The organism is Micromonospora sp. ATLC20, from assembly GCF_057196585.1.
Genome location: NZ_JBXUOV010000010.1, coordinates 1 through 20,304, shown reverse-complemented (window position 1 = coordinate 20,304; position 20,304 = coordinate 1). Strand labels below are relative to the sequence as shown.

18 protein-coding genes are annotated in these 20,304 nt (G+C 71.9%); 10 read left to right on the top strand and 8 right to left on the bottom strand.

Features of this window, described 5'->3' with window-relative positions:
• Window positions 1-60 precede the first annotated feature (60 nt).
• From AC2CHG_RS04340 to AC2CHG_RS04320, 5 genes are all read right to left on the bottom strand, one after another.
• Window positions 61-498, bottom strand: a complete 438-nt coding sequence (locus AC2CHG_RS04340; protein WP_484524201.1) for a hypothetical protein — start codon at window positions 496-498, stop codon at window positions 61-63.
• A gap of 150 nt (window positions 499-648) precedes the next feature.
• A complete protein-coding gene (locus AC2CHG_RS04335; protein WP_013288490.1) occupies window positions 649-1,359 on the bottom strand; it encodes an ABC transporter permease in 711 nt (236 codons plus the stop codon).
• The gene (locus tag AC2CHG_RS04330; protein WP_194801330.1) at window positions 1,359-2,318 is read right to left on the bottom strand and encodes an ABC transporter ATP-binding protein; all 960 of its coding nucleotides are present in this window, start codon (window positions 2,316-2,318) and stop codon (window positions 1,359-1,361) included. Before AC2CHG_RS04330 ends, AC2CHG_RS04335 begins: the two co-directional genes overlap by 1 nt.
• Window positions 2,315-3,193: an ABC transporter permease gene (locus tag AC2CHG_RS04325; RefSeq protein ID WP_194801331.1), complete on the bottom strand. Its 879-nt coding sequence runs from the start codon at window positions 3,191-3,193 to the stop codon at window positions 2,315-2,317. Before AC2CHG_RS04325 ends, AC2CHG_RS04330 begins: the two co-directional genes overlap by 4 nt.
• Window positions 3,186-4,100: an ABC transporter ATP-binding protein gene (locus AC2CHG_RS04320; protein ID WP_194801332.1), complete on the bottom strand. Its 915-nt coding sequence runs from the start codon at window positions 4,098-4,100 to the stop codon at window positions 3,186-3,188. The genes AC2CHG_RS04325 and AC2CHG_RS04320 overlap by 8 nt, the downstream gene beginning before the upstream one ends.
• A 162-nt stretch (window positions 4,101-4,262) precedes the next feature.
• Here AC2CHG_RS04320 and AC2CHG_RS04315 point away from each other — a divergent pair, with 162 nt between their 5' ends.
• The 4 genes from AC2CHG_RS04315 (at window position 4,263) to galT (ending at window position 9,502) form a co-directional block, all read left to right on the top strand.
• Window positions 4,263-5,810: a glycosyltransferase family 2 protein gene (locus AC2CHG_RS04315; RefSeq protein WP_484524187.1), complete on the top strand. Its 1,548-nt coding sequence runs from the start codon at window positions 4,263-4,265 to the stop codon at window positions 5,808-5,810.
• A 128-nt stretch (window positions 5,811-5,938) separates the two neighbouring features.
• Window positions 5,939-7,468, top strand: coding sequence for an adenylyl-sulfate kinase (gene cysC / locus AC2CHG_RS04310; protein ID WP_194801334.1), 1,530 nt, complete (start codon window positions 5,939-5,941; stop codon window positions 7,466-7,468).
• 175 nt (window positions 7,469-7,643) lie between these two features.
• Complete coding sequence (locus tag AC2CHG_RS04305) at window positions 7,644-8,432, top strand: DeoR/GlpR family DNA-binding transcription regulator (protein WP_194801335.1); 789 nt, start codon at window positions 7,644-7,646, stop codon at window positions 8,430-8,432.
• On the top strand, window positions 8,429-9,502 hold the full coding sequence (gene galT / locus AC2CHG_RS04300) for a galactose-1-phosphate uridylyltransferase (RefSeq protein ID WP_281600080.1): 1,074 nt from the start codon (window positions 8,429-8,431) through the stop codon (window positions 9,500-9,502). The genes AC2CHG_RS04305 and galT overlap by 4 nt, the downstream gene beginning before the upstream one ends.
• Window positions 9,503-9,783: 281 nt before the next feature.
• Here galT and AC2CHG_RS04295 read toward each other — a convergent pair whose 3' ends face one another.
• On the bottom strand, window positions 9,784-11,001 hold the full coding sequence (locus AC2CHG_RS04295) for an NADP-dependent isocitrate dehydrogenase (RefSeq protein ID WP_120573189.1): 1,218 nt from the start codon (window positions 10,999-11,001) through the stop codon (window positions 9,784-9,786).
• Window positions 11,002-11,139: 138 nt separating this feature from the next.
• On the opposite strand from AC2CHG_RS04295, the gene AC2CHG_RS04290 reads away from it, so the two are divergent.
• A complete protein-coding gene (locus AC2CHG_RS04290) occupies window positions 11,140-11,937 on the top strand; it encodes an MBL fold metallo-hydrolase (RefSeq protein ID WP_484524186.1) in 798 nt (265 codons plus the stop codon).
• A gap of 142 nt (window positions 11,938-12,079) precedes the next feature.
• On the opposite strand, the gene mdh is transcribed toward AC2CHG_RS04290, so the two are convergent.
• Both mdh and AC2CHG_RS04280 read right to left on the bottom strand, forming a co-directional pair.
• Window positions 12,080-13,030 carry a malate dehydrogenase gene (mdh, locus tag AC2CHG_RS04285; protein WP_013288499.1) on the bottom strand — a complete coding sequence of 317 codons (951 nt, stop codon included), beginning with the start codon at window positions 13,028-13,030 and terminating at the stop codon, window positions 12,080-12,082.
• A gap of 98 nt (window positions 13,031-13,128) precedes the next feature.
• The gene (locus tag AC2CHG_RS04280; RefSeq protein WP_047894341.1) at window positions 13,129-13,992 is read right to left on the bottom strand and encodes a bifunctional methylenetetrahydrofolate dehydrogenase/methenyltetrahydrofolate cyclohydrolase; all 864 of its coding nucleotides are present in this window, start codon (window positions 13,990-13,992) and stop codon (window positions 13,129-13,131) included.
• A gap of 393 nt (window positions 13,993-14,385) precedes the next feature.
• On the opposite strand from AC2CHG_RS04280, the gene AC2CHG_RS04275 reads away from it, so the two are divergent.
• From AC2CHG_RS04275 to AC2CHG_RS04255, 5 genes are all read left to right on the top strand, one after another.
• A complete protein-coding gene (locus AC2CHG_RS04275) occupies window positions 14,386-15,984 on the top strand; it encodes a peptide ABC transporter substrate-binding protein (RefSeq protein WP_355506314.1) in 1,599 nt (532 codons plus the stop codon).
• An 89-nt stretch (window positions 15,985-16,073) separates the two neighbouring features.
• Entirely contained in the window at window positions 16,074-17,012 is a 939-nt protein-coding gene (locus AC2CHG_RS04270; protein ID WP_355506312.1) for an ABC transporter permease, read from the top strand.
• Window positions 17,005-17,961, top strand: coding sequence for an ABC transporter permease (locus AC2CHG_RS04265; protein WP_484524185.1), 957 nt, complete (start codon window positions 17,005-17,007; stop codon window positions 17,959-17,961). Before AC2CHG_RS04270 ends, AC2CHG_RS04265 begins: the two co-directional genes overlap by 8 nt.
• 63 nt (window positions 17,962-18,024) lie before the next feature.
• Window positions 18,025-19,062 carry an ABC transporter ATP-binding protein gene (locus AC2CHG_RS04260; protein ID WP_262015840.1) on the top strand — a complete coding sequence of 346 codons (1,038 nt, stop codon included), beginning with the start codon at window positions 18,025-18,027 and terminating at the stop codon, window positions 19,060-19,062.
• Entirely contained in the window at window positions 19,046-20,074 is a 1,029-nt protein-coding gene (locus tag AC2CHG_RS04255; RefSeq protein ID WP_120573182.1) for an ABC transporter ATP-binding protein, read from the top strand. The genes AC2CHG_RS04260 and AC2CHG_RS04255 overlap by 17 nt, the downstream gene beginning before the upstream one ends.
• Window positions 20,075-20,304 lie beyond the last annotated feature (230 nt).

Sequence of the window (20,304 nt, the reverse complement as noted above, 5' to 3'; positions counted from 1 at the left end):
CCGTCAGGTACGCCGAGGGGCGGCCGGCGTGACGCCGGCCGCCCCTCGGCGGTGCATGCCTCAGTCGGCCGCGCAGGCCGCCTTGAGCTTGTCCCGGGCGGTGGTCAGATCCGCCTTGCTCGGCGACTTGCCCGGCGCCTTGGCCCAGGTGTCGGCGAGGTCGGTCATGGCGGTGGCGACCCCCTTCACCGCGCCGTTCACCTCGTCGCTGCTGGTGAAGGCGTGCGTGTAGAGCGTGGCCGCGCCCGCCGAGTACTGGGCGCTGACCGCCGAGTGGCCGGCCGGCGGGCCGATCTTCTCCGCCTCGGCCACCTCCTTCAGGGCGGCCGTGATGTCCTTCTCCGCCGTCGCGCAGGTCTTCCGGGTGGCCTCGTCGAGGCCCGCCGGCGCCGGGGTCACCGGCGGCACGGAGGTGGCGGCGGGTACGGACGGCGCCGCCGGCCCGGCCGAGGGCTTGTCGTCGCCGCCGTCGCAGCCGGACATGACGATCAGCGCCACCGCGGCTGGGGCCAGCAGGGCGAGTCGAGCCGAACGCAATGTGTCTCCCCGTGTCGGTGTTCGTAGCCGCCGCAAACTAACAGACCGGACACGGCAGGGCAGAACCCGTTTTCCGGCGCTCGTACCGGAGAACGGGTTCCGCCCCGCAGTTCAGCTCGTCTCGCCGGCCACGCTGAACGAGCGCAGGCGGTCGATCGCCAGCACGGTGAACCCGACCGCCACCAGGGCGGTGAGCACCGCCGCGACCGGCACCGAGACGGTGGTGCCGAGCAGCGGCGTCGGCGCCATCCGGTCGGCCAGGGCGATCACCCACTGCTGGATCGACAGCACCCGGGTGCCGCCGACGAACCGGCCCAGCAGCCCTTCCCAGATCAGCACGTAGACCAGGCCGAGCAGCACCGGCCGCCGGGTCACCAGGCTCAGCGCCAGGAACAGCGCCGAGTACGCCAGCGCGCCCGCCGCCGAGGCGGCGACCAGAGCGAGTCCGAGGCGTACCGAATCGGCGAGCACGCCCGCGACGTAGATCGGGACGCCGACGGTGACCGCTGTGACGCCGGCCGCGACCGCCAGCTTCGGCAGCACGATCTGCCAGCGCGGCAGCGGCTTGGTGAGGATGTGCACGACGGTACCGTCGTCGATCTCCGCGCCGAGCACGCCGGTGCCCACGATCAGGGCCACCACCGGCAGCACCACCGCGAGGCCGAGGCCGACGAGCACCGGCGGGCCCCACTGGCCCGGGTCGACGCCGAGCGACCGGCAGAGCACTGCCAGGCCGATCAGGACCAGCGGCAACGGCAGCAGCATGAGGAACCGGCTCCGGCCGAACAGGCCACGCGCGGTGATCCAGGTGACTGTCGACATCATGCCTCCACCAGATACGAGAAGACGCTCTCCAGCGACTCGTCCTCCGGCAGGAGCTGCCGGACCCGGATGCCGTGCCGGAGCGCGATCCGGGGCAGTGCCCGGGTGAACGCGCCGTAGTCGCCGGCCTTGACGGTCAGGCCGGTACGGCCCAGCTCGACGCCGGAGACCGACGCCTCGGCCATCAGCGCCACCGCCAGCGCCCGGTCGTCGGTGGAGCGGACCGCGAACACGTGCGGCCGGTTGGTCATCAGGCGGCGGATGGTCCGGTAGTCGCCGGAGGCGGCGAGCCGGCCGGCCACCATCACCTGGACCGTGCCGGAGACCTGCTCGACCTCCTCCAGGATGTGCGAGCTGAACAGGATGGTCCGCCCCGCGTCGCCGAGCCGGTGCAGCAGCGCCATCATGTGCAGCCGCTGGCGCGGGTCCATCCCGTTGAACGGCTCGTCGAGCAGCAGCACCTGCGGGTCGTGCACGAGCGCGGCGGCGACCCGGGTGCGCTGCCGCATGCCCTTGGAGTAGGTGCCGATCCGCCGGGTCTGCGCGTCCTCCATCTCGACCAGCTCGATCGCCCGCTTCGTGGCGGCCTCCGGGTCGGGCAGCCGGTGCAGCTTGGCGCTGGCGAGCACGAACTCGTACGCGCTGAGGAACGTGTGCACCGCCTCGCGCTCGCTGACCAGGCCGAGCCGCCGGTAGACGGCGGGGTTGCGCCAGGTCGGCTCCCCGTCCAGCGTCACGGTCCCCCGCGACGGGGACAGGAAGCCCGCCATCATGTGCAGCAGCGTGGTCTTGCCGGCGCCGTTGGGGCCGAGCAGGCCGGTCACGCCGGGGCCGAGCCGCATGGTGACGTCGTTCACCGCCACCACGTTGCCGTACCAGCGGGAGACACCGGCCAGGTCGAGCGTGCTCGTCGCGGCGGCGGGCGCGCCGGCCGTCGACTGGGTGCTGATCGCCGTCATCGGGCGGCCACCTTCCGGTATCGCAGGAGCAGCAGGCTGACGCAGGCGGCGACCAGCAGTACGGCCACCACGGCGTAGACCGGCCCGAAGTCGCCGATCGGCATGCCACCCCGTCCCTGGGTCAGCCGGTCGCCGAGCGCCCAGTTGCCCACGCCCCCGACGAGCGTCGGCGGGGAGGCCACGAAGGCCAGCTCGTTGATCGTCTGCGAGGGCAGGATGGACAGCACGCCGACGACCGGCGTGGTCATCAGGAAGACCGCCACGATGCCGCCGGCGGCGAACGCGCGCTTGCCGGTGAGCGAGGCGACGAGCAGGGCGATCGAGGCGAACACCACCGCCCACAGCCCGGCGTAGAGCAGCCCGGGCAGCAGGTCGAGCAGTTCGTCCCACACCCCGCCGATACCCCGCTTCGTGGTGAACGCGGCGCCGAGGAACATCACCAGCTGCGGGCCGCCGAGCAGCAGCCAGAGCGCGGTGACGAGCGCCAGCAGCTTGGACAGGGCGTAGTCGCCGCGCGGCAGCGGCCGGGAGAAGTACAGCGGCAGCACGCCGCTGCGCAGGTCGCGGGAGACCAGCTCGGGCGCGGCCACCGCGGCGAAGAAGATGACCAGCCAGCTCATCGCGTCGGCGAACTGGGCGTACGTCATCACCACCTCGCCGATCTGGCTGCGCACCGCGGTCACCCCGGCGGCCACCACTGTCACCACGGAGACGACGAGCCACGGGAAGATCTTGGCCTTGGCGCTGCGGCCCAGCCCGAAGACGGTACGCACGCCGTGCAGGTAGAGCGCGCCGAAGACCTGCCGGCGGCCGAGCCGCGGGCCGGTGTAGCGCTGGTAGCCGATGTCGTGGATGACCCCGGTCGCGTCAGACATGGCTGGGCTCCCTCGCGGCGAAGAGTTCGGCCACCCGGTGCCGCCGCTGGTCCAGCCGGTGCAGCGGCAGGTCCAGCTCGGCGACCGCGCCGAGGATCTGGTCGTAGGTGGCGTCGTCGGCGAGCGGGACGAGCAGCAGTCGCCCGTCGCGGGTCACCGGCAGGTCGAGCGCGGCGAGCCGGGCGGCCAGGTCGTCCGTGCCCTCGCTCACCTCGACGGCGAGCACGTCGGTGGCGGTGGTCATGGCGGACACCCGGTCGGCGCGCAGCAGCCGGCCGCCGTCGATGGCGACGAGCGTGTCGCAGATCCGCTCCACCTCGCCGAGCAGGTGCGAGCAGACCACCACCGAGATGCCGAACTCGGTGCCGATCCGGTGGATCAGCGCGAGCATGGCGTCCCGGCCGGCCGGGTCGAGGCCGTTCGTCGGCTCGTCGAGCAACAGCAGATCGGGATCGTGTACGAGCGCCTGGGCGAGCTTGACCCGCTGCTTCATGCCGGTGGAGTAGCCACCGACGGCCCGGTGCCGCTCCTCGTGCAGACCGACGTGGCGCAGCGCCTCGGAGGCCCGTTCCCGGGCGACGGTGCGCGGCAGCCCGCTGATCCGGCCCAGATGGGTGACCAGCTCGGCGGCGGACAGGTCGGGCGGGAGGGCGTCGTGCTCGGGCATGTAGCCGACCCGGGCACGGACCGCGGCGGGGTCGGTGGTGGGGTCGAGGCCGAGCACCTGTACCCGGCCGCTGGTCGGCGGGAGCAGACCCAGCAGGATCTTGATCAGAGTGGACTTGCCGGCGCCGTTCGCGCCCACCAGCCCGATGATCCCCGGCTCGACCGACACGGTGAGGTCGGCCAACGCGGTGACCCGGCCTCCGTACGTCTTGGTCAGCGACTCGGTCGCGAGCAGTGTCACGCCGTTCAGCGTAGAACTCCGGCGCCTCGCCGGAGCCGCTCCTGACCCCTGCGATCCCCTGATCCTCGGCCCTCGCAGCCCCTAGGTGGCGGGAACGGGGTAGCGGGGTGGCGACCGCTCCGGGATGCTGCCACCGGGTGAGGCGACTCGACGGGGGGCGGCATGACCGACGGTACGGACCGGACCATGGTGAGCGTGGTGGTGCCCACGTACAACTGCGGCGCGAACCTCGATCCGCTCGTCGCTTCGCTGCCGAAGCAGGGGCTGCCGCCCGGTTCGTACGAGGTGATCTTCGCCGACGACGGATCGACCGACGGCACCCCGCAGCGCCTGGACGAGCTGGCCGCCGCCGACCCGCACGTACGGGTCCTGCACCTGGAGCACTCGGGCTGGCCGTCGCACCCGCGCAACCGAGGGCTGGAGCAGGCGCGTGGCGAGTACGTCTTCTTCGCCGACGACGACGACTGGTTCGGCGACGAGGCCCTGGCCCGCCTGCACGCCTGTGCCCGGGAACACGACGCGGACATCGTCATCGGGCGGATGATCGGGCACCGGCGGGGCGTACCGCGGGAGCTGTTCCGGGAGAACCGGTTCGGCGTCACGCTGGCGAACGCGCCACTGGCCGACAGCATGACCTGCCACGCGCTGTTCCGGCGGTCCTTCCTGGACCGGCACGGGCTGCGGTTCCCGGAAGGCCACCCGCGCCGCCTGGAGGACCACCGGCTGATGGCGGCGGCCTACCTGCTTGCGGGGCGCGTCTGCGTACTGGCCGATCACCCCTGCTACCACCACGTCCGCCGGGCGGACGTGGGCAACGTCACCGCCACCCGGATGGACCCGGCCGAGTACTACGCGGCGCTGCGGGAGGCGCTGGACATCGTGGACGCGAACCGGTCGCCCGTCGCGACCCGCCTCCGCCTGCAGCGGCGCTGGCTGCGCAAGGAGATGCTGAGCCGGCTGCGCGGGCAGACCCTGCTGAGCGCACCGGAGCAGTGGGCCGATCAGGTGGCCGGCGAGGTGGGCCGGCTCGTCGAGGAGCGCTTCACGCCGGAGGCGGTCGCCGGGTTGCCGCCGATGTTCCAGGTGATCGCGCACCTCGCCGCGCAGGGCCGGGTGGCGGACCTGCGCCGGCTGGCGGAGTGGGAGGTGAGCGTCCGGGCCCACGTCTCGGTCGGCGGATGGCGGGTCCAGGGGCGGACGCTGACCGTCACCGTCGACGCCCACCTGCGCGCCGGTGACGAGCCGCTGCGCTTCGACGACCAGGGGCTGCCGGTGCTCCCGGTGGCCGACGCGGTGCCGGCCGGGGTCGTGATGCGGGCCGGCGGGGCGCGGACCGACGTCGTCGTCCGCCGGCGGGAGACCCGGGAGGAGTTCTTCCTGCCGGTGGCCGCCACCACCGAGCGGGCCGACACCGGCGAGGTGCGCCACCGCAGCACCGCCAGCGTCGACTTCGCGGAACTCAACGGTGGCCGGACCCGGGGCACCTGGGAGGTCCGGGCCCGGGTGATCCAGGCCGGCTGGGCGCCGGACGTCCGCCTGCCGCTCGTGGTGCGCTGCGCGGCTGACGGCGGCCCGCCCCGGGTGGAGGACTCGCGCCGGCTCCCGTCCCGGATCCGTCGCGCGGTCCGGCGGATCCGGGACCGCGCGCTCGGCCGGTCGGCGCGCGCCGGCAGCCGTTCGCACGATCGGCCGGCCGCCGCTCGCCGTTAGGATTCGATGACCCCGGTTCGCCCTCGGCACCGTCGCCGGACACGCGATCACCGGGAGGCCGGGTGGCGCTCTCGACCGATCGCCGGTGGGCTGCGAAACTGTGTGCCGGCCGGTGAGTTGGGGGTTCGATGAGCAACGGGTGGCTGCTGCCCGAGGACGTTCTGCGGGATGCGCCGTCGTACGCGCCCAGACCCGCTGAGCTGGCCGATCTCCAGTTGTTGCTGAGTGGGGCGTACGCACCGCTCACCGGTTTCATGAGCCGGGCCGACCTGGCCTCGCTGAACCGGCGCGGCCGGCTGGCCGACGGCACGCCGTGGCCGGTGCCGGTGACGCTCCAGGTGCCGGCGGCGCTCGCCGACGGGCTGGACCCGGCCGACCCGGCCCGCCGCGCGGTGGTGCTCACCGACGGTGAGGGCGCACCGGTGGCGGCGATGGACGTGACCGACGTCTGGCCGGGCCGCGAGGGCATGGTGGGTGTCGGTGGCGCGGTGCGCCGCTTGGGCGACGGCGGCCACGGGCCGTTCCAGCGGCTGCGGCGCGGCCCCGACGAGGTACGCGGACTGCTGCCGCCGGGCCGGGTGCTCGGCGTGTTCGCCGACCGTCCGCTGCACCGGCCGCAGCTGGCGCAGATCGCGCATGCGGCCCGTACGCTCGGCGCGCACCTGCTGGTGATGATCCCGATCGGCGAGGAGTCGATCGCCGGGCTGCCGGCCGAGGCGCTGGTGCGCAGCGTGTTCGCCGCGCGCGACCGGATGCCCCCGGCGACGCTGGTGGCGGTGCCGCTGGCCCGGCGGCGCGACGAGATCAGCGACGCGCTGCTGCGGGCCCGGGTCGCCGCCGCGTACGGGGTGACCCACCTGCTGTCCACCGAGGGCATGCTCTCCGGCGCCGGCCTGCGCGTGCTGGTGCCCCGCGAGCTGGCCTACGACAACCGGGACGGGCAGTGGCGCTGGCGTGAGGACATCCCGCCGCGCAACCGGCGGCTGGCGCTGAGCACGCGGGAGATCGACGACCTGCTGGACCGGGGCTTCCCGCTGCCCGAGTGGCACACGCCGCCGGCGGTGGCGAAGGAACTGTCCCGGGCGCGCCCGCCGCGGCGGCACCGGGGCCTGGTGATTTTCCTGACCGGCCTGTCCGGCTCGGGCAAGTCGACCATCGCGCGCGGGCTGGCCGACGTGCTCCGCGAGCAGGGCGACCGCACCATCACGCTGCTCGACGGCGACGTGGTGCGGCGGGAACTCTCCGCCGGGCTGGGGTTCAGCAAGGCCGACCGGGATCTCAACGTCCGCCGGATCGGCTGGGTGGCGGCGGAGATCGCCCGGCACCGGGGCGTCGGCATCTGCTGCCCGATCGCGCCGTACGCGGCGGCTCGCGCCACCGCCCGGGAGATGGCCGAGACGGCCGGGGCGGGGTTCCTGCTGGTCCACGTGGCGACGCCGCTCGCGGTCTGCGAGCAGCGCGACCGCAAGGGCCTGTACGCCCGCGCCCGGGCCGGCCTGATCACCGGGATGACTGGCATCGACGACCCGTACGAGGAGCCCACCGACGCCGACCTGGTGGTCGACACCTCGGATCTGAGCGTCGAGGAGGCCATCGGGAAGGTGATGGAGCACCTCACCGAGACCGGCTGGGTGGAGCCCCGCCTCCAGCCCGCCTGATCTCCTGACGCCGGACGCGTCCGGCCTGCGAGCACCTCGACCGCCGCCGTCCGGCCTTCCGGACGGCGGCGGTTTCGCATAGGCGTAGCTGCGCGGTAGTGTTCGTCTTTGTTGGAACACGTTCGACCGCGTGGAGTGCCCACGTGAGTCGGTGAGGCGCGGAGGTGAGCCGGGGATGCTGGCGCGGCAGCGGCAGACGGCCATCCTGGAACGACTGCGCCGCGCCGGTGGCGTCCGGGTCACCGAGCTGGCGGCCGAGTTCGGCGTCTCCGACATGACCATCCGGCGCGACCTGGACACGCTGCACGAGGCGGGCCTGCTCGCCAAGGTGCACGGCGGCGCGACACCGGCCGGTCCCGGCTCCACCGACGAGCCCGGCTTCCACGCCAAGTCCGTCCGCCAGTCCGCCGAGAAGGCCGCAATCGCCGAGCACGCCGCGGGACTGGTCCGGCCCGGCGCCGCCATCGCGCTGTCCGCCGGCACCACCACCGCCGAGCTGGCCCGGCGACTGGTCGACGTGCCCGGCCTCACCGTGGTCACGAACTCGCTTCCGGTGGCGGAGGCCCTGCACGTCGGTGGCCGGCCGGACCAGACGGTGGTGCTCACCGGCGGCGTCCGCACGCCGTCGGACGCGCTCGTCGGTCCGCTCGCCGTGGCCGCGATCGCCGCGCTGCACCTGGACCTGCTCTTCCTGGGCGTGCACGGGATCAGCGAACGGGCCGGTTTCACCACGCCCAACCTGATGGAGGCGGACACGAACCGGGCGCTCGTGGCCGCAGCGGACCGCCTGGTGGTGCTCGCCGACCACACCAAGTGGGGCACCGTCGGCATCTCGTCGATCGTGCCGCTGGACGCGGCGGACGTGCTGATCACCGACGACCGGTTGGCACCCGAGGCCCGACGGGTACTCGACGACAGGGTGGGTGAGCTGGTGACGGTGCCCACGACGAGGGGGGCGGAGTGAAGCGTACGCAGATCGCGCTGGCCGACGGCCGCGAGCTGATCTACTTCGACGAGCGGGACGACGCGGTCCGCGACCAGCCGGACCGGCGGGACCTGCCCCCTCCCCCGCCCGCCTCGCAACTGCGGTACGACCCGCTGACCGACGAGTGGGTGGCGGTGGCGGTGCACCGGCAGACCCGCACGTTCCTGCCCCCGGCCGACCAGTGCCCGCTCTGCCCGTCGCGGGGCGAGCGGCACAGCGAGATCCCGGCGCCCGACTACGACGTGGTGGTGTTCGAGAACCGGTTCCCGTCGCTGAGCCAGCGGGTGGCCGACGAACCGGCCGAGATCACGCCGTTCACCCCGGTACGCCCCGGGCGCGGCAGGTGCGAGGTGGTCTGCTTCACCGACGACCACAACGCCTCGTTCGCCCGGCTCTCCCCGCGCAGGGTCCGGACGGTGCTCGACGCGCTCGCCGACCGCACCACGGCGCTGAGCGCGCTGCCCGGCGTGGAGCAGGTCTTCCCGTTCGAGAACCGGGGCGTGGAGATCGGGGTGACGCTGCACCACCCGCACGGGCAGATCTACGCGTACCCGTTCGTCACGCCGCGCACCCGCACCATGCTGGCCGCCGCCCGGCGGTACGCCGACCGCACCGGGGGCAACCTCTACGCCGACGTGCTGGCCACCGAACGCGCCTCCGGGGAGCGGGTGGTGACGAGCAACGAGCACTGGACCGCGTACGTCCCGGCAGCGGCGCGCTGGCCGTTCGAGGTGCACGTGGCGCCGCACCGGCCGGTGCCGGACATCCCGGCGCTCGACGACGCCGAGCGGGACGCGTTCGGGCCGCTCTACCTGGACCTGCTGCGCCGCTTCGACGGGCTGTTCGATCTGCCCATGCCGTACATCGCGGCCTGGCACCAGGCGCCGGTACGGATCGACAGGGAACTGGGCCACCTGCACCTTCAGCTGTTCAGCATCCGGCGGGCCAAGGACAAGCTGAAGTATCTGGCCGGGTCGGAGTCCGGCATGGGCGTGTTCATCAACGACATCGCCCCCGAGAGAGCCGCCGAGCTGCTCCGCACCGCCTGAAAGGAAGGGCCCCTTCTTAACAACCGCGGCCCGAGCATGGGGCGCGGGGGGCCCGGGACAGGACCCCCCGCAGGGAAGGGACGGCTGGCTGCGCTCAGCAGCCTCGAAGGTCGGCCAGCCTGCGCGCGGCCTCGGCCCACCTTCCTGGACGCGACTGGCATCTCGTCCACCCTGTCAACGAGGGCGCACCGAACGAGGTCACGCCGTCCGTACCGGTCTGAGGCGTTAAAAAGGGCCCCTTCTACAACGCGAGGCGTCAAGAAGGGGCCCTTCCTTGCACGTCAGGCGGCGAGCTTGCGCGCCAGGTTCTCGTCGAGCGCGTTCATGAACTCGTCGGTGGTCAGCCACGGGGCGTCCCGCGAGATGAGCAGCGCGAGGTCCTTGGTCATCTGGCCGCCCTCGACGGTGTCCACGATGACCTTCTCCAGCGTGTTCGCGAACTCGGTGACCGCCGGGGTGCCGTCCAGCTTGCCCCGGTGGGCCAGGCCCCGGGTCCAGGCGTAGATCGAGGCGATCGGGTTGGTCGAGGTCTTCTCGCCCTTCTGGTACTGCCGGTAGTGCCGGGTGACGGTGCCGTGCGCCGCCTCGGCCTCGACGGTGCGGCCGTCCGGGGAGAGCAGCACCGAGGTCATCAGGCCGAGCGAGCCGAAGCCCTGCGCCACGGTGTCGGACTGCACGTCACCGTCGTAGTTCTTGCACGCCCAGACGTATCCGCCCTCCCACTTGAGCGCGGCGGCGACCATGTCGTCGATCAGCCGGTGCTCGTAGGTGAGGCCGGCGGCGTCGAACTCGGCCTTGAACTCGTTCTCGAACACCTCGGCGAAGATGTCCTTGAACCGGCCGTCGTACGCCTTGAGGATGGTGTTCTTGGTGGACATGTAGACCGGGTAGTTGCGGTCCAGGCCGTACCGGAACGAGGCGCGGGCGAAGTCCCGGATCGACTCGTCGTAGTTGTACATGCCCATGGCGATGCCGCCGCCGGGGAAGTTGGCGACCTCCATCTCCATCGGGGTGCCGCCGTCGGCCGGGGTGTAGGTGATGGTCACCGTGCCCGGGCCGGGGACGACGAAGTCGGTGGCCTTGTACTGGTCGCCGTGCGCGTGCCGGCCGATGATGATCGGCTTGGTCCAGCCCGGGACGAGCCGCGGCACGTTCGACATGATGATCGGCTCGCGGAAGACCACGCCGCCGAGGATGTTGCGGATGGTGCCGTTCGGCGACCGCCACATCTTCTTCAGGCCGAACTCCTCCACCCGGGCCTCGTCCGGGGTGATGGTGGCGCACTTGACGCCGACGCCGTGCTCCTTGATGGCGTTGGCGGCGTCGACGGTGACCTGGTCGTCGGTGGCGTCACGGTGCTGGATCGACAGGTCGTAGTAGTGCAGGTCGACGTCGAGGTAGGGCAGGATCAGCTGCTCCCGGATCTGCTTCCAGATGATCCGGGTCATCTCGTCGCCGTCGATCTCCACGACCGGGTTGTTTACCTTGATCTTCGCCATCGGCCGGCGCTCCTCTCGGGGGACACGTGCTCAAGCAGTACGAGCGTACTGGAAACTGACCGGCAGTCCCCAGGCGGCCCGGGTGGACCGCCGGAAAGCGGGCTGCGCCGCGCCTCGGCCCGCTGGCATCATCGTCCGATGCCGCGCAGCCGCACCATCGGGTCTATCACGGTCACCGCGCTCTCCGACGGCGAGGGGCCCTTCTTCCAGCCCCGCGGCGAGGCGTTTCCCGGTGCCACCCAGGCGCACTGGGCGGCGGCCGACCGGCTCGATCCGGGCGCCGTCACCGACGACGGCAGGTGGTGGCTACGGTTCCGCGCTTTCGCGGTGCGGTCCGGCGACGGACCGGTCACGCTTGTCGACGCCGGCATCGGCCCGGCCGACTCGCTCGCCGCGAGCTGGGCGCCGGTGCCGGGCCGGCTGCCGGCCGAGCTGGCCGCCGCCGGGGTCGATCCGGCCGACGTCCGCACCGTGGTCCTCACCCACCTGCACACCGACCACGTGGGCTGGGCCGGCGCGCTGTTCCCGAACGCGGACCACCTGATCCAGCGCGCCGAGGTGGACGCGCTGGAGCTGTTCCACCCGGAACTGCCGGCCCGGCTGCTGACGCCGTTGCGCGCCGCCGGCCGGCTGCGGGTGGTCAACGGCGAGACGCCCCTCACCCCGGGGGTACGGCTGCTGCACACGCCCGGGCACACGCCGGGTCACCAGTCGGTGCTGGTCGAGGCCGGCGACGAGCGCCTCCTGATCACCGGCGACCTGCTCGTGCACGCGATCCAGTTGGTCGAACCGGAGCTGGCGTACGCCCACGAGGAGGACCCGGAAACGGCCCGCCGCTCCCGCACGAGCCTCCTGACGACCCTCTCCCCCGCCACCCTGGCCACCCCCCACCTGACCGCCCCCTTCACCCCTCACCCCTCACCCCGTCGATCATGAGGTTGACCGCCTGGTCGATCTCCATTTCCGCCGTCAACTTCATGATCGACGGGGAGAACGGGGAGAACGGGGAGGACCGCGGGCGGGACGGCAGAAGGCCCGCCGGCGCGTGCCGGCGGGCCTTCGATGCAGTGGTCGGGCGTCACATGCTGGCGACGTCGCCCTGCTTGGCGCGGACGGCCTCGGCGGCCTCCTTCAGCGCGGCCAGCTCGTCGGCGTCCAGGTCGGTCTCGACGACCCGCTTCACGCCCTCGGCGCCGATCTCGGCCTCGACGCCCAGGTAGACGCCGGAGATGCCGTACTCGCCGTCGACCCAGGCGCAGACCGGCATGACGGCGCCGGAGTCCTCGGCCACGGCCTTCGCCATCCGGGCCGCGGCGGCGGACGGGGCGTAGTACGCCGAACCGGTCTTGAGCAGCGCGACGACCTCGGCGCCACCGTTGCGGGTCTTGACGACCAGCTCCTCGATCTGCTCGGCCGGCATGACGTCACGCAGCGGCTTGCCGTTCACGGTGCTCTTCGACGGCACCGGGACCATGGTGTCGCCGTGCGAGCCGAGCGTCAGGGTCCGTACCGACTTCACCGGTACGCTCAGCGCCTCGGCGACGAAGTTGGTGAAGCGGGCGGTGTCCAGCATGCCGGCCTGGCCGAGCACCCGGTTCTTCGGGAACTGGGTGGCGAGCTGGGCCAGCGCGGTCATCTCGTCGAGCGGGTTGGACACCACGATGACGACGGCGTTCGGGGCGTACTTGGCGACGTTCTCGGCGACCTGCCGGACGATCTTGGCGTTGGTCTCCAGCAGGTCCATCCGGCTCATGCCCGGCTTGCGCGGCAGGCCGGCGGTGATGACGACGACGTCCGAGCCCTCGATGGCCTCGTAGCCCTCGCCGTTCGGGCCGGTGGTGACGCCGACGACCTTGGTCTCGAAGCCCTCGACCGCGCGGGACTGGTTGAGGTCGAGCGCGAGACCCGCCGGCTTGCCCTCCACGATGTCGGTGATCACAACGGTGTCGAAGACGTCGTACTCGGCCAGGCGCTGTGCGGTGGTCGAGCCGTAGAAGCCGGCGCCGACGACAGTGACCTTCTTACCCATGGTCGTCCCACTCCCTGATACCAGTCGGTTTTCCGGACCGTATCAGCCATCCTGGCACCGATCAGGTCAGGGGCGGACGGTTATGACCTGGGTGGGTGTCAGGCGGTCCGCTCGGCCCGTTCGACCACGTTCGTCAGCAGCATCGCCCGGGTCATCGGACCGACGCCCCCGGGCATCGGCACCAGCTTGCCGGCGACCTCGGCCACCTCCGGGTCCACGTCGCCGGTGTAGCGGCCCTTGCCGTCCTCGCCGATGACCCGCGTGATCCCGACGTCCACCACCGTCGCGCCCGGGTTGATCATGTCGGCGGTGAGCAGCCCGGGCACGCCGGCGGCGACGATGACGACGTCGGCGGCGCGGGTGTGCGCGGCCAGGTCGAGCGTGCCGGTGTGGCAGAGCGTCACAGTGGCGTTCTCGCTGCGCCGGGTCAGCAGTAGGCCCAGCGGGCGGCCGACCGTGTTGCCCCGGCCGACCACTGCCACGTTCGCGCCGCGCAGCGGCACGTCGTGCCGGCGCAGCAGTTCCACGATGCCGCGCGGGGTGCAGGGCAGCGGCGCGTCGTACCCGAGGACGAGCCGGCCCAGGTTGACCGGGTGCAGCCCGTCGGCGTCCTTGTCCGGGTCGATCGACTCCAGCGCGCGCTGGGTGTCGAGGTGACCGGGGAGCGGGAGCTGGACGATGTAGCCGTGGCAGGCCGGGTCCGCGTTCAGCTCGGCCAGCGCCGCGTCGAGCTGCTCCTGGGTGGCGTCCGCGGGCAGCGCGACCCGCAGCGAGGCGATGCCGACCTCGGCGCAGTCGCGGTGCTTTCCGTTGACGTACGCCTGGGAGCCGGGGTCCTCCCCGACCAGCACGGTGCCCAGGCCGGGGGTGATGCCGCGTTCCGCGAGCGCCTTGACCCGGGCCCGTAGCTCGTCCTTGATCTCCGCCGCGGTGGCCTTGCCGTCCAGGATCGTCGCCGTCACGCCGTGATCGTCTCACGCCCGCGGGCGGGCCCGGACGACGACGGCCGACGATCACGCTCCGCAACGTGCCCTAACTCACGGAGAGTGACCAATCACTGCGACACAGCGGCCCGGACACACCCTGACGGGCAGGGACCGGACAGGCGGACCGGACGTCGCAGACGCGCTCGACCGGACCTCGAACGGACCATCAAGGGTGCATAAAAGGCCAGCTAGAAGCGGGGTTTAGCACGCACGGACAGCAGCGACAAGGCTCGCCGAACACGATCCGTCATCAGTTGACCACGCACTAGTTGTCGGCGGGCCGGATCGCGACCTACCGTTACCACTCGTTGCGCAGAGTCACCCAGCGTCGGGACGACCGCGCAGCGTGAGGAGATGAGGAGACCCCCAATGCGTGTTCGTAGGCTCGCGGCCTGGGCCGCGCTCCCGCTCGCGGTGACGCTGGGCCTGACGGCCTGCGGCTCGGGCGGTGGCGGCGGCGGTGCCGGCGACTCCGACGCGGCCGTGCGGATCGAGATCGCCGAGCCGCAGCACCTCGTGCCGACAAACACCAACGAGACGAGCGGCTCCCAGGTCCTGTCGGCCCTGTTCAGCCCGCTCGTCGACTACGACGAGGCGAACAAGCCGCACGAGGTGGCAGCCGAGAAGGTGACGACGTCCGACAACAAGGTCTGGACGATCAAGCTGAAGCCCGGCTACACGTTCCACAACGGCGAGAAGGTCACCGCCGACAACTACATCGACGCCTGGAACTACGGCGCGTACGCGCCGAACGGCCAGAACTCCAGCTACTTCTTCGAGAAGGTGGCCGGCTACGACGACCTCCAGGGCGAGAGCCCGAAGGCGACGACGATGAGCGGGCTGAAGAAGGTCGACGACCTGACCTTCACCGTGACGCTCAGCCAGCCGTACGTGGACTTCAAGTCCATGCTCGGCTACACCGCCTTCTACCCGCTGCCCGAGGCGGCCTTCTCCGCGCCGGGCGTGCTCGCCGAAGGCTACGAGCAGGCACCGATCGGCCAGGGCCCGTTCAAGATGAAGGGCAGCTGGCAGCACGACGCCAAGGTCGAGGTGGAGCGCTACGACGCGTTCCCGGGTCAGCAGCCCAAGGTCGGCGGCGTCGAGTTCCGCATCTACCAGCAGCCGACCGCGGCGTACGCGGACGTGCTGTCGGACAACCTCGACGTGATCAAGACGATCCCGACCGAGAACCTGTCGACCGCCGCGACCGACCTGGGCGACCGCTTCCAGCAGAGCCCGGCGTCGTCGCTGCAGGTGCTGGCCTTCCCGACGTTCCAGGAGGAGTTCAGCAAGCCCGAGGTGCGCAAGGCGATCTCGATGGCGATCGACCGGGACGAGATCACCAAGTCGATCTTCAAGGACTCGCAGCAGCCGGCCCGCTCGTTCGTCTCGCCGGTGGTCGCCGGTTACCGGGAGAACACCATCGGCACGGCGGGCGCGTTCGACCCGGTCAAGGCCAAGGCCATGTACGAGGCCGCGGGCGGCCCGAAGAAGATCGAGCTGTCCTACAACGGCGACGGCGGCCACAAGGACTGGATCGACGCCACCTGCAACCAGCTCAAGGCCAACCTGGGCGTGGAGTGCGTCGGCACCGCCGAGCCGAAGTTCGCGGACCTGCTGACCAAGCTCAAGCAGAAGCAGCCGGTCGGCCTGTTCCGGATGGGCTGGGTCATGGACTACCCGTCCATGGAGAACTACCTCGGCCCGCTGTACAGCACCACCGGCTCGTCGAACTACTACGGCTACAGCAACCCGGAGTTCGACAAGCTGCTCGCCGAGGGCGCCCGCGCGGCGACCGAGGACGAGGCGATCAAGAAGTACCAGGCGGCGGAGGACCTGCTCGCGCAGGACATGCCGGTGATCCCGCTGCGGTACGGGCAGAACAACTTCGGCCACTCGACCAAGGTCAAGAACGTCCACGTGGACCTCTTCGACCGGGTGGACCTGCTGAAGATCGAACGCGCCTGACACCCCGCTGACGGGCCGGGCCACCCCCACCGGGTGGCCCGGCCCTCGCATTGGCACGCATTTCGCCCGGTTTCGGCAAACTTGCCAGCATGCTCCGCTTCATCCTGCGGCGACTGCTCCAGATGGTCCTCGCCTTCTTCGGGACCACGCTGATCGTCTACGCGCTGATGTTCGCCGGGCAGGGCGACCCGATCCAGGCCCTCGCCGGGGAGCGGCCGGTGACCGCCGCGCAGCGGGCCTACCTGACCGAGAAGTACCACCTGGACGCGACGGGTGTCGGCGGCTTCTTCTACCGCTACTTCGACTACCTGGGCGGCCTGGTCCAGGGTGACCTCGGGCAGTCGCTGACCGGACGGCAGATCAGCGACATCCTCGCCGCCGCCTGGCCGGTCACCGTGAAGCTCGCCGTGATCGCGATGGCCGTGACGGTGATCTTCGGGGTCACCGCCGGCGTGATCGCGGCGATCCGCCGCTCCGGCGTGTTCGACCACGCCACGCTCGTGCTCACGCTGCTGGTGCTCGGCATCCCCACCATCGTGCTGGCCCCGCTGGCGCAGTACTTCCTCGGCGTACGCTGGCCGGTCTTCCCGCCCACCGCCGGAGCGCAACCCTCCTTCTACGCGCTGCTGCTCCCCGGCCTCGTGCTCGGCTCGTTGTCGCTGGCCACCGCGCTGCGGCTGACCCGTACCTCGGTGACCGAGAACCTGCGCGCCGACTACGTCCGCACCGCCCGCTCCAAGGGCCTGCGGCGGCGCCGCATCGTCGGCGTGCACGTGCTGCGCAACTCGCTCATCCCGGTGGTCACCTTCCTCGGCGTCGAGCTGGGCAACCTGATGGGCGGCGCGATCATCACCGAAGGCGTGTTCAACGTCCCGGGCGTCGGCTTCAACCTGTTCCGCGGCATCCGCACCGAGGACGGCCCCCTGGTGGTCGGCATCGTGAGCGTGCTCGTCGTGGTCTACCTGCTGTCCAACCTGGTGGTGGACGTGCTCTACGCCGTACTCGACCCGAGGATCCGCTATGAGTGACTTCGAGACGGTGGCGGCGACGGAGAACCAGGCCGCGCGGCGCGGCGTCTCCGGCGAACCGGGCACGCCCGGCCGGGCCGGACGGCCGGACCGGGCCCGCAGCCTGGCCGGTGACGCCTGGCGGGACCTGCGCCGCAACCCGGTCTTCTGGATCAGCCTGCTCCTGGTGGTGCTGGTCGCCGCGATGGCAGTGGTGCCGGGGCTGTTCGCCGCCAACGACCCGCGCGACTGCGTGCTGTCGCGACAGCACGCCGGGCCGTCCGGCGGAGCGATCTTCGGGTACGACTTCCAGGGCTGCGACACGTTCGCCCGGGCGGTCTACGGCGCCCGCGCCTCGCTGCTCGTGGGCGCGTTCTCCGCGCTGATCACCGGCGTGATCGCCCTCGTCGTCGGCATGCTCGCCGGCTACTTCGGCGGTTGGGTCGACGCGGTGCTGTCCCGGGTGATCGACATCGTGCTCGGCATCCCGCTGCTGCTCGCCGCGATCGTGCTGCTCAAGCGGGTGAGCACGAGCGGCGAGACGGTACGCCTGTTCGCGGTGATCCTCGTCCTGGCGCTGCTCGGGTGGACCACCGCGGCCCGGGTGGTCCGCTCCTCGGTGATCACCGCCCGGGAGCAGGACTACGTGGCCGCGGCCCGGATGCTCGGGGCCGGAAACGGCCGGATCATGTGGCGGCACATCCTGCCGAACGCGCTCGCCCCGGCCATCGTGGTGCTCACCATCGCGCTCGGGTCGTTCATCGCGGCCGAGGCGACGCTGAGCTTCCTCGGCATCGGCCTGAAGGCGCCGACCATCTCCTGGGGCATCGACATCGACGCCGGCCGGGTGCACATGCGGGAGTCGGCGACGCCGCTGATCGTGCCGTCGACGTTCCTCGCCCTGACCGTGCTCGCCTTCATCATGCTCGGCGACGCGATCCGCGACGCCTTCGACCCGAAGCTCCGGTGACATGCGAGCGCGAGGAGTGAGCGCAGCGAGCCCCGCAGTCGCGAGCGAAAGGCAGGCACAGCCATGACCCAGTCGTCGGTCCGGCCCACGCCGGCCTCACCCACGCCGCCCGGCGGGCACCTGCTGGAGGTACGGGACCTGCACGTCGAGTTCCGTACCCGCGAGGGCGTGGCGCGCGTGATCAACGGGGTGACGTACCACCTGGACGCCGGTGAGACGCTCGCGGTGCTGGGCGAGTCCGGCTCCGGCAAGTCCGTCACCGCCCAGGCGATCATGGGCATCCTGGACACCCCGCCCGCGTACGTGCGCGCCGGGCAGATCCTCTACCAGGGGCGGGACCTGCTCACCCGCCCGGAGGAGGAACGCCGGCAGATCCGTGGCGCCGAGATCGCGATGATCTTCCAGGACGCGTTGTCGGCGTTGAACCCGGTCTTCCCGGTCGGCTGGCAGATCGGCGAGTCGCTGCGCGAGCGGGCCGGGATGTCGCGGGCCGACGCGCGCAGGCGCACCGTCGAGCTGATGGACCTGGTGCGGATCCCGGCCGCGGCGAAGCGGCTCGGCGACTACCCGCACCAGTTCTCCGGCGGCATGCGCCAACGCGTCATGATCGCGATGGCCCTGGCGCTCGACCCGAAGGTGCTGATCGCCGACGAGCCGACCACCGCGCTGGACGTGACCGTCCAGGCGCAGATCATGGACCTCCTGGCTGACCTGCGCCGGGATCTCGGCATGGCGCTCGTCCTCATCACCCACGACCTGGGCGTGGTCGCCGGTGTGGCGGACCGGATCGCGGTCATGTACGCGGGCCGGATCGTCGAGCACGCCGACGTGCACGCGCTGTACCGGGCGCCGGCCCACCCGTACACGAAGGGGTTGCTGGAGTCGATCCCGCGCCTGGACGTGCGCGGCCAGGCGTTGTCCAGCATCCGCGGCCTGCCGCCGAACCTGATGGCGATCCCGTCCGGCTGCCCGTTCCACCCCCGGTGCCCGTACGTCCAGCCGGTCTGCGTGGACGAGGTGCCGCACGACCTGGTGCTCGCCGACGGGCGGACCAGCGCGTGCCACTTCGCCCAGGAGGTGCACGATGACCGCGACGGCTGAACCCGCCAAGGTGCGCGGCGAGACGATCCTCGCCGTCGACCAGCTGGTCAAGCACTTCCCGATCAGCCAGGGCGTGCTGTTCAAGAAGACCATCGGCCAGGTCAAGGCCGTCGACGGCGTCTCGTTCGAACTGCGGCGCGGTGAGACGCTCGGTGTGGTCGGCGAGTCCGGGTGCGGCAAGTCCACGCTGGCGCGGCTGCTCATGCGCCTGGAGACGCCCACCGCCGGGCGGGTCACGCTGGAGGGGCGCGACCTGCTCCGGGCCACCGGTGCCGACCTGCGGCGGCTGCGGCGGAACATGCAGATGGTGATGCAGGACCCGTACACCTCGCTGAACCCGCGCATGACGGTCGGCGACATCATCGGCGAGCCGTTCGAGATCCACCCGGAGGCGGCACCGAAGCGCAGCCGGCGGCAGCGGGTGCAGGAGCTGCTGGACGTGGTCGGGCTCAACCCGGAGCACGTCAACCGCTACCCGCACCAGTTCTCCGGCGGTCAGCGGCAGCGCATCGGCATCGCCCGGGCGCTCGCGCTGCGGCCCGAGATCATCGTCTGCGACGAGCCGGTGTCCGCCCTGGACGTGTCCATCCAGGCCCAGGTGATCAACCTGCTCGAACAGCTCCAGGACGAGCTGGGGCTGTCGTACATCTTCATCGCCCACGACCTGTCGGTGGTGCGGCACATCTCCGACCGGGTCGCGGTGATGTACCTGGGCCGGATCGTGGAGATCGGCACCGAGGAGCAGATCTACCAGCGCGCGACCCACCCGTACACCCAGGCGCTGCTGTCGGCGGTGCCGGTGCCCGACCCGGAGGCGCGCGACCGGCGGACCATCATCCGGCTCACCGGCGACGTGCCCAGCCCGGCCGAGCCGCCGTCCGGCTGCCACTTCCGGACCCGCTGCTGGAAGGCCGAGGAGGTCTGCGCGACCCAGGACCCGCAGGCGGTACCCCGCGCGGCGGACCCGCACCCCAGCGCCTGCCACTTCGCCGAGGTGCGCACCGAGGCGTGAGCGTGACGAAGGCCCCGTCCCCCGGAGGAAGAGGGGGCGGGGCCTCCGATGCGGGCACGCGTGCGGACGGCGGACCCGGGACGAACCCGAGGCGGCCCGGCGGCGTGAGGCGCGCCGCCGTACCGGTGGACGGCAGCTCGCGGCGGAGACCGCCGGGTCGACGCGGCGGTGTCCGGTGCGGCGCGAGCGCGCGTGCCGGTGCGGGCTGCGGGTTCGGTGCGGCTCAGGCG

Excerpts from the sequence above, each read along its gene's own strand:
- AC2CHG_RS04305 (WP_194801335.1), top strand. The coding sequence starts at position 7,644 with ATGCTGGCGCGGCAGCGGCAGACGGCCATCCTGGAACGACTGCGCCGC.
- mdh (WP_013288499.1), bottom strand. The coding sequence starts at position 13,030 with ATGGGTAAGAAGGTCACTGTCGTCGGCGCCGGCTTCTACGGCTCGACC.
- AC2CHG_RS04290 (WP_484524186.1), top strand. The coding sequence starts at position 11,140 with ATGCCGCGCAGCCGCACCATCGGGTCTATCACGGTCACCGCGCTCTCC.
- AC2CHG_RS04270 (WP_355506312.1), top strand. The coding sequence starts at position 16,074 with ATGCTCCGCTTCATCCTGCGGCGACTGCTCCAGATGGTCCTCGCCTTC.
- AC2CHG_RS04325 (WP_194801331.1), bottom strand. The coding sequence starts at position 3,193 with ATGTCTGACGCGACCGGGGTCATCCACGACATCGGCTACCAGCGCTAC.
- AC2CHG_RS04295 (WP_120573189.1), bottom strand. The coding sequence starts at position 11,001 with ATGGCGAAGATCAAGGTAAACAACCCGGTCGTGGAGATCGACGGCGAC.
- AC2CHG_RS04275 (WP_355506314.1), top strand. The coding sequence starts at position 14,386 with ATGCGTGTTCGTAGGCTCGCGGCCTGGGCCGCGCTCCCGCTCGCGGTG.
- cysC (WP_194801334.1), top strand. The coding sequence starts at position 5,939 with ATGAGCAACGGGTGGCTGCTGCCCGAGGACGTTCTGCGGGATGCGCCG.
- AC2CHG_RS04265 (WP_484524185.1), top strand. The coding sequence starts at position 17,005 with ATGAGTGACTTCGAGACGGTGGCGGCGACGGAGAACCAGGCCGCGCGG.
- AC2CHG_RS04335 (WP_013288490.1), bottom strand. The coding sequence starts at position 1,359 with ATGTCGACAGTCACCTGGATCACCGCGCGTGGCCTGTTCGGCCGGAGC.
- AC2CHG_RS04330 (WP_194801330.1), bottom strand. The coding sequence starts at position 2,318 with ATGACGGCGATCAGCACCCAGTCGACGGCCGGCGCGCCCGCCGCCGCG.
- AC2CHG_RS04260 (WP_262015840.1), top strand. The coding sequence starts at position 18,025 with ATGACCCAGTCGTCGGTCCGGCCCACGCCGGCCTCACCCACGCCGCCC.
- AC2CHG_RS04315 (WP_484524187.1), top strand. The coding sequence starts at position 4,263 with ATGACCGACGGTACGGACCGGACCATGGTGAGCGTGGTGGTGCCCACG.
- AC2CHG_RS04255 (WP_120573182.1), top strand. The coding sequence starts at position 19,046 with ATGACCGCGACGGCTGAACCCGCCAAGGTGCGCGGCGAGACGATCCTC.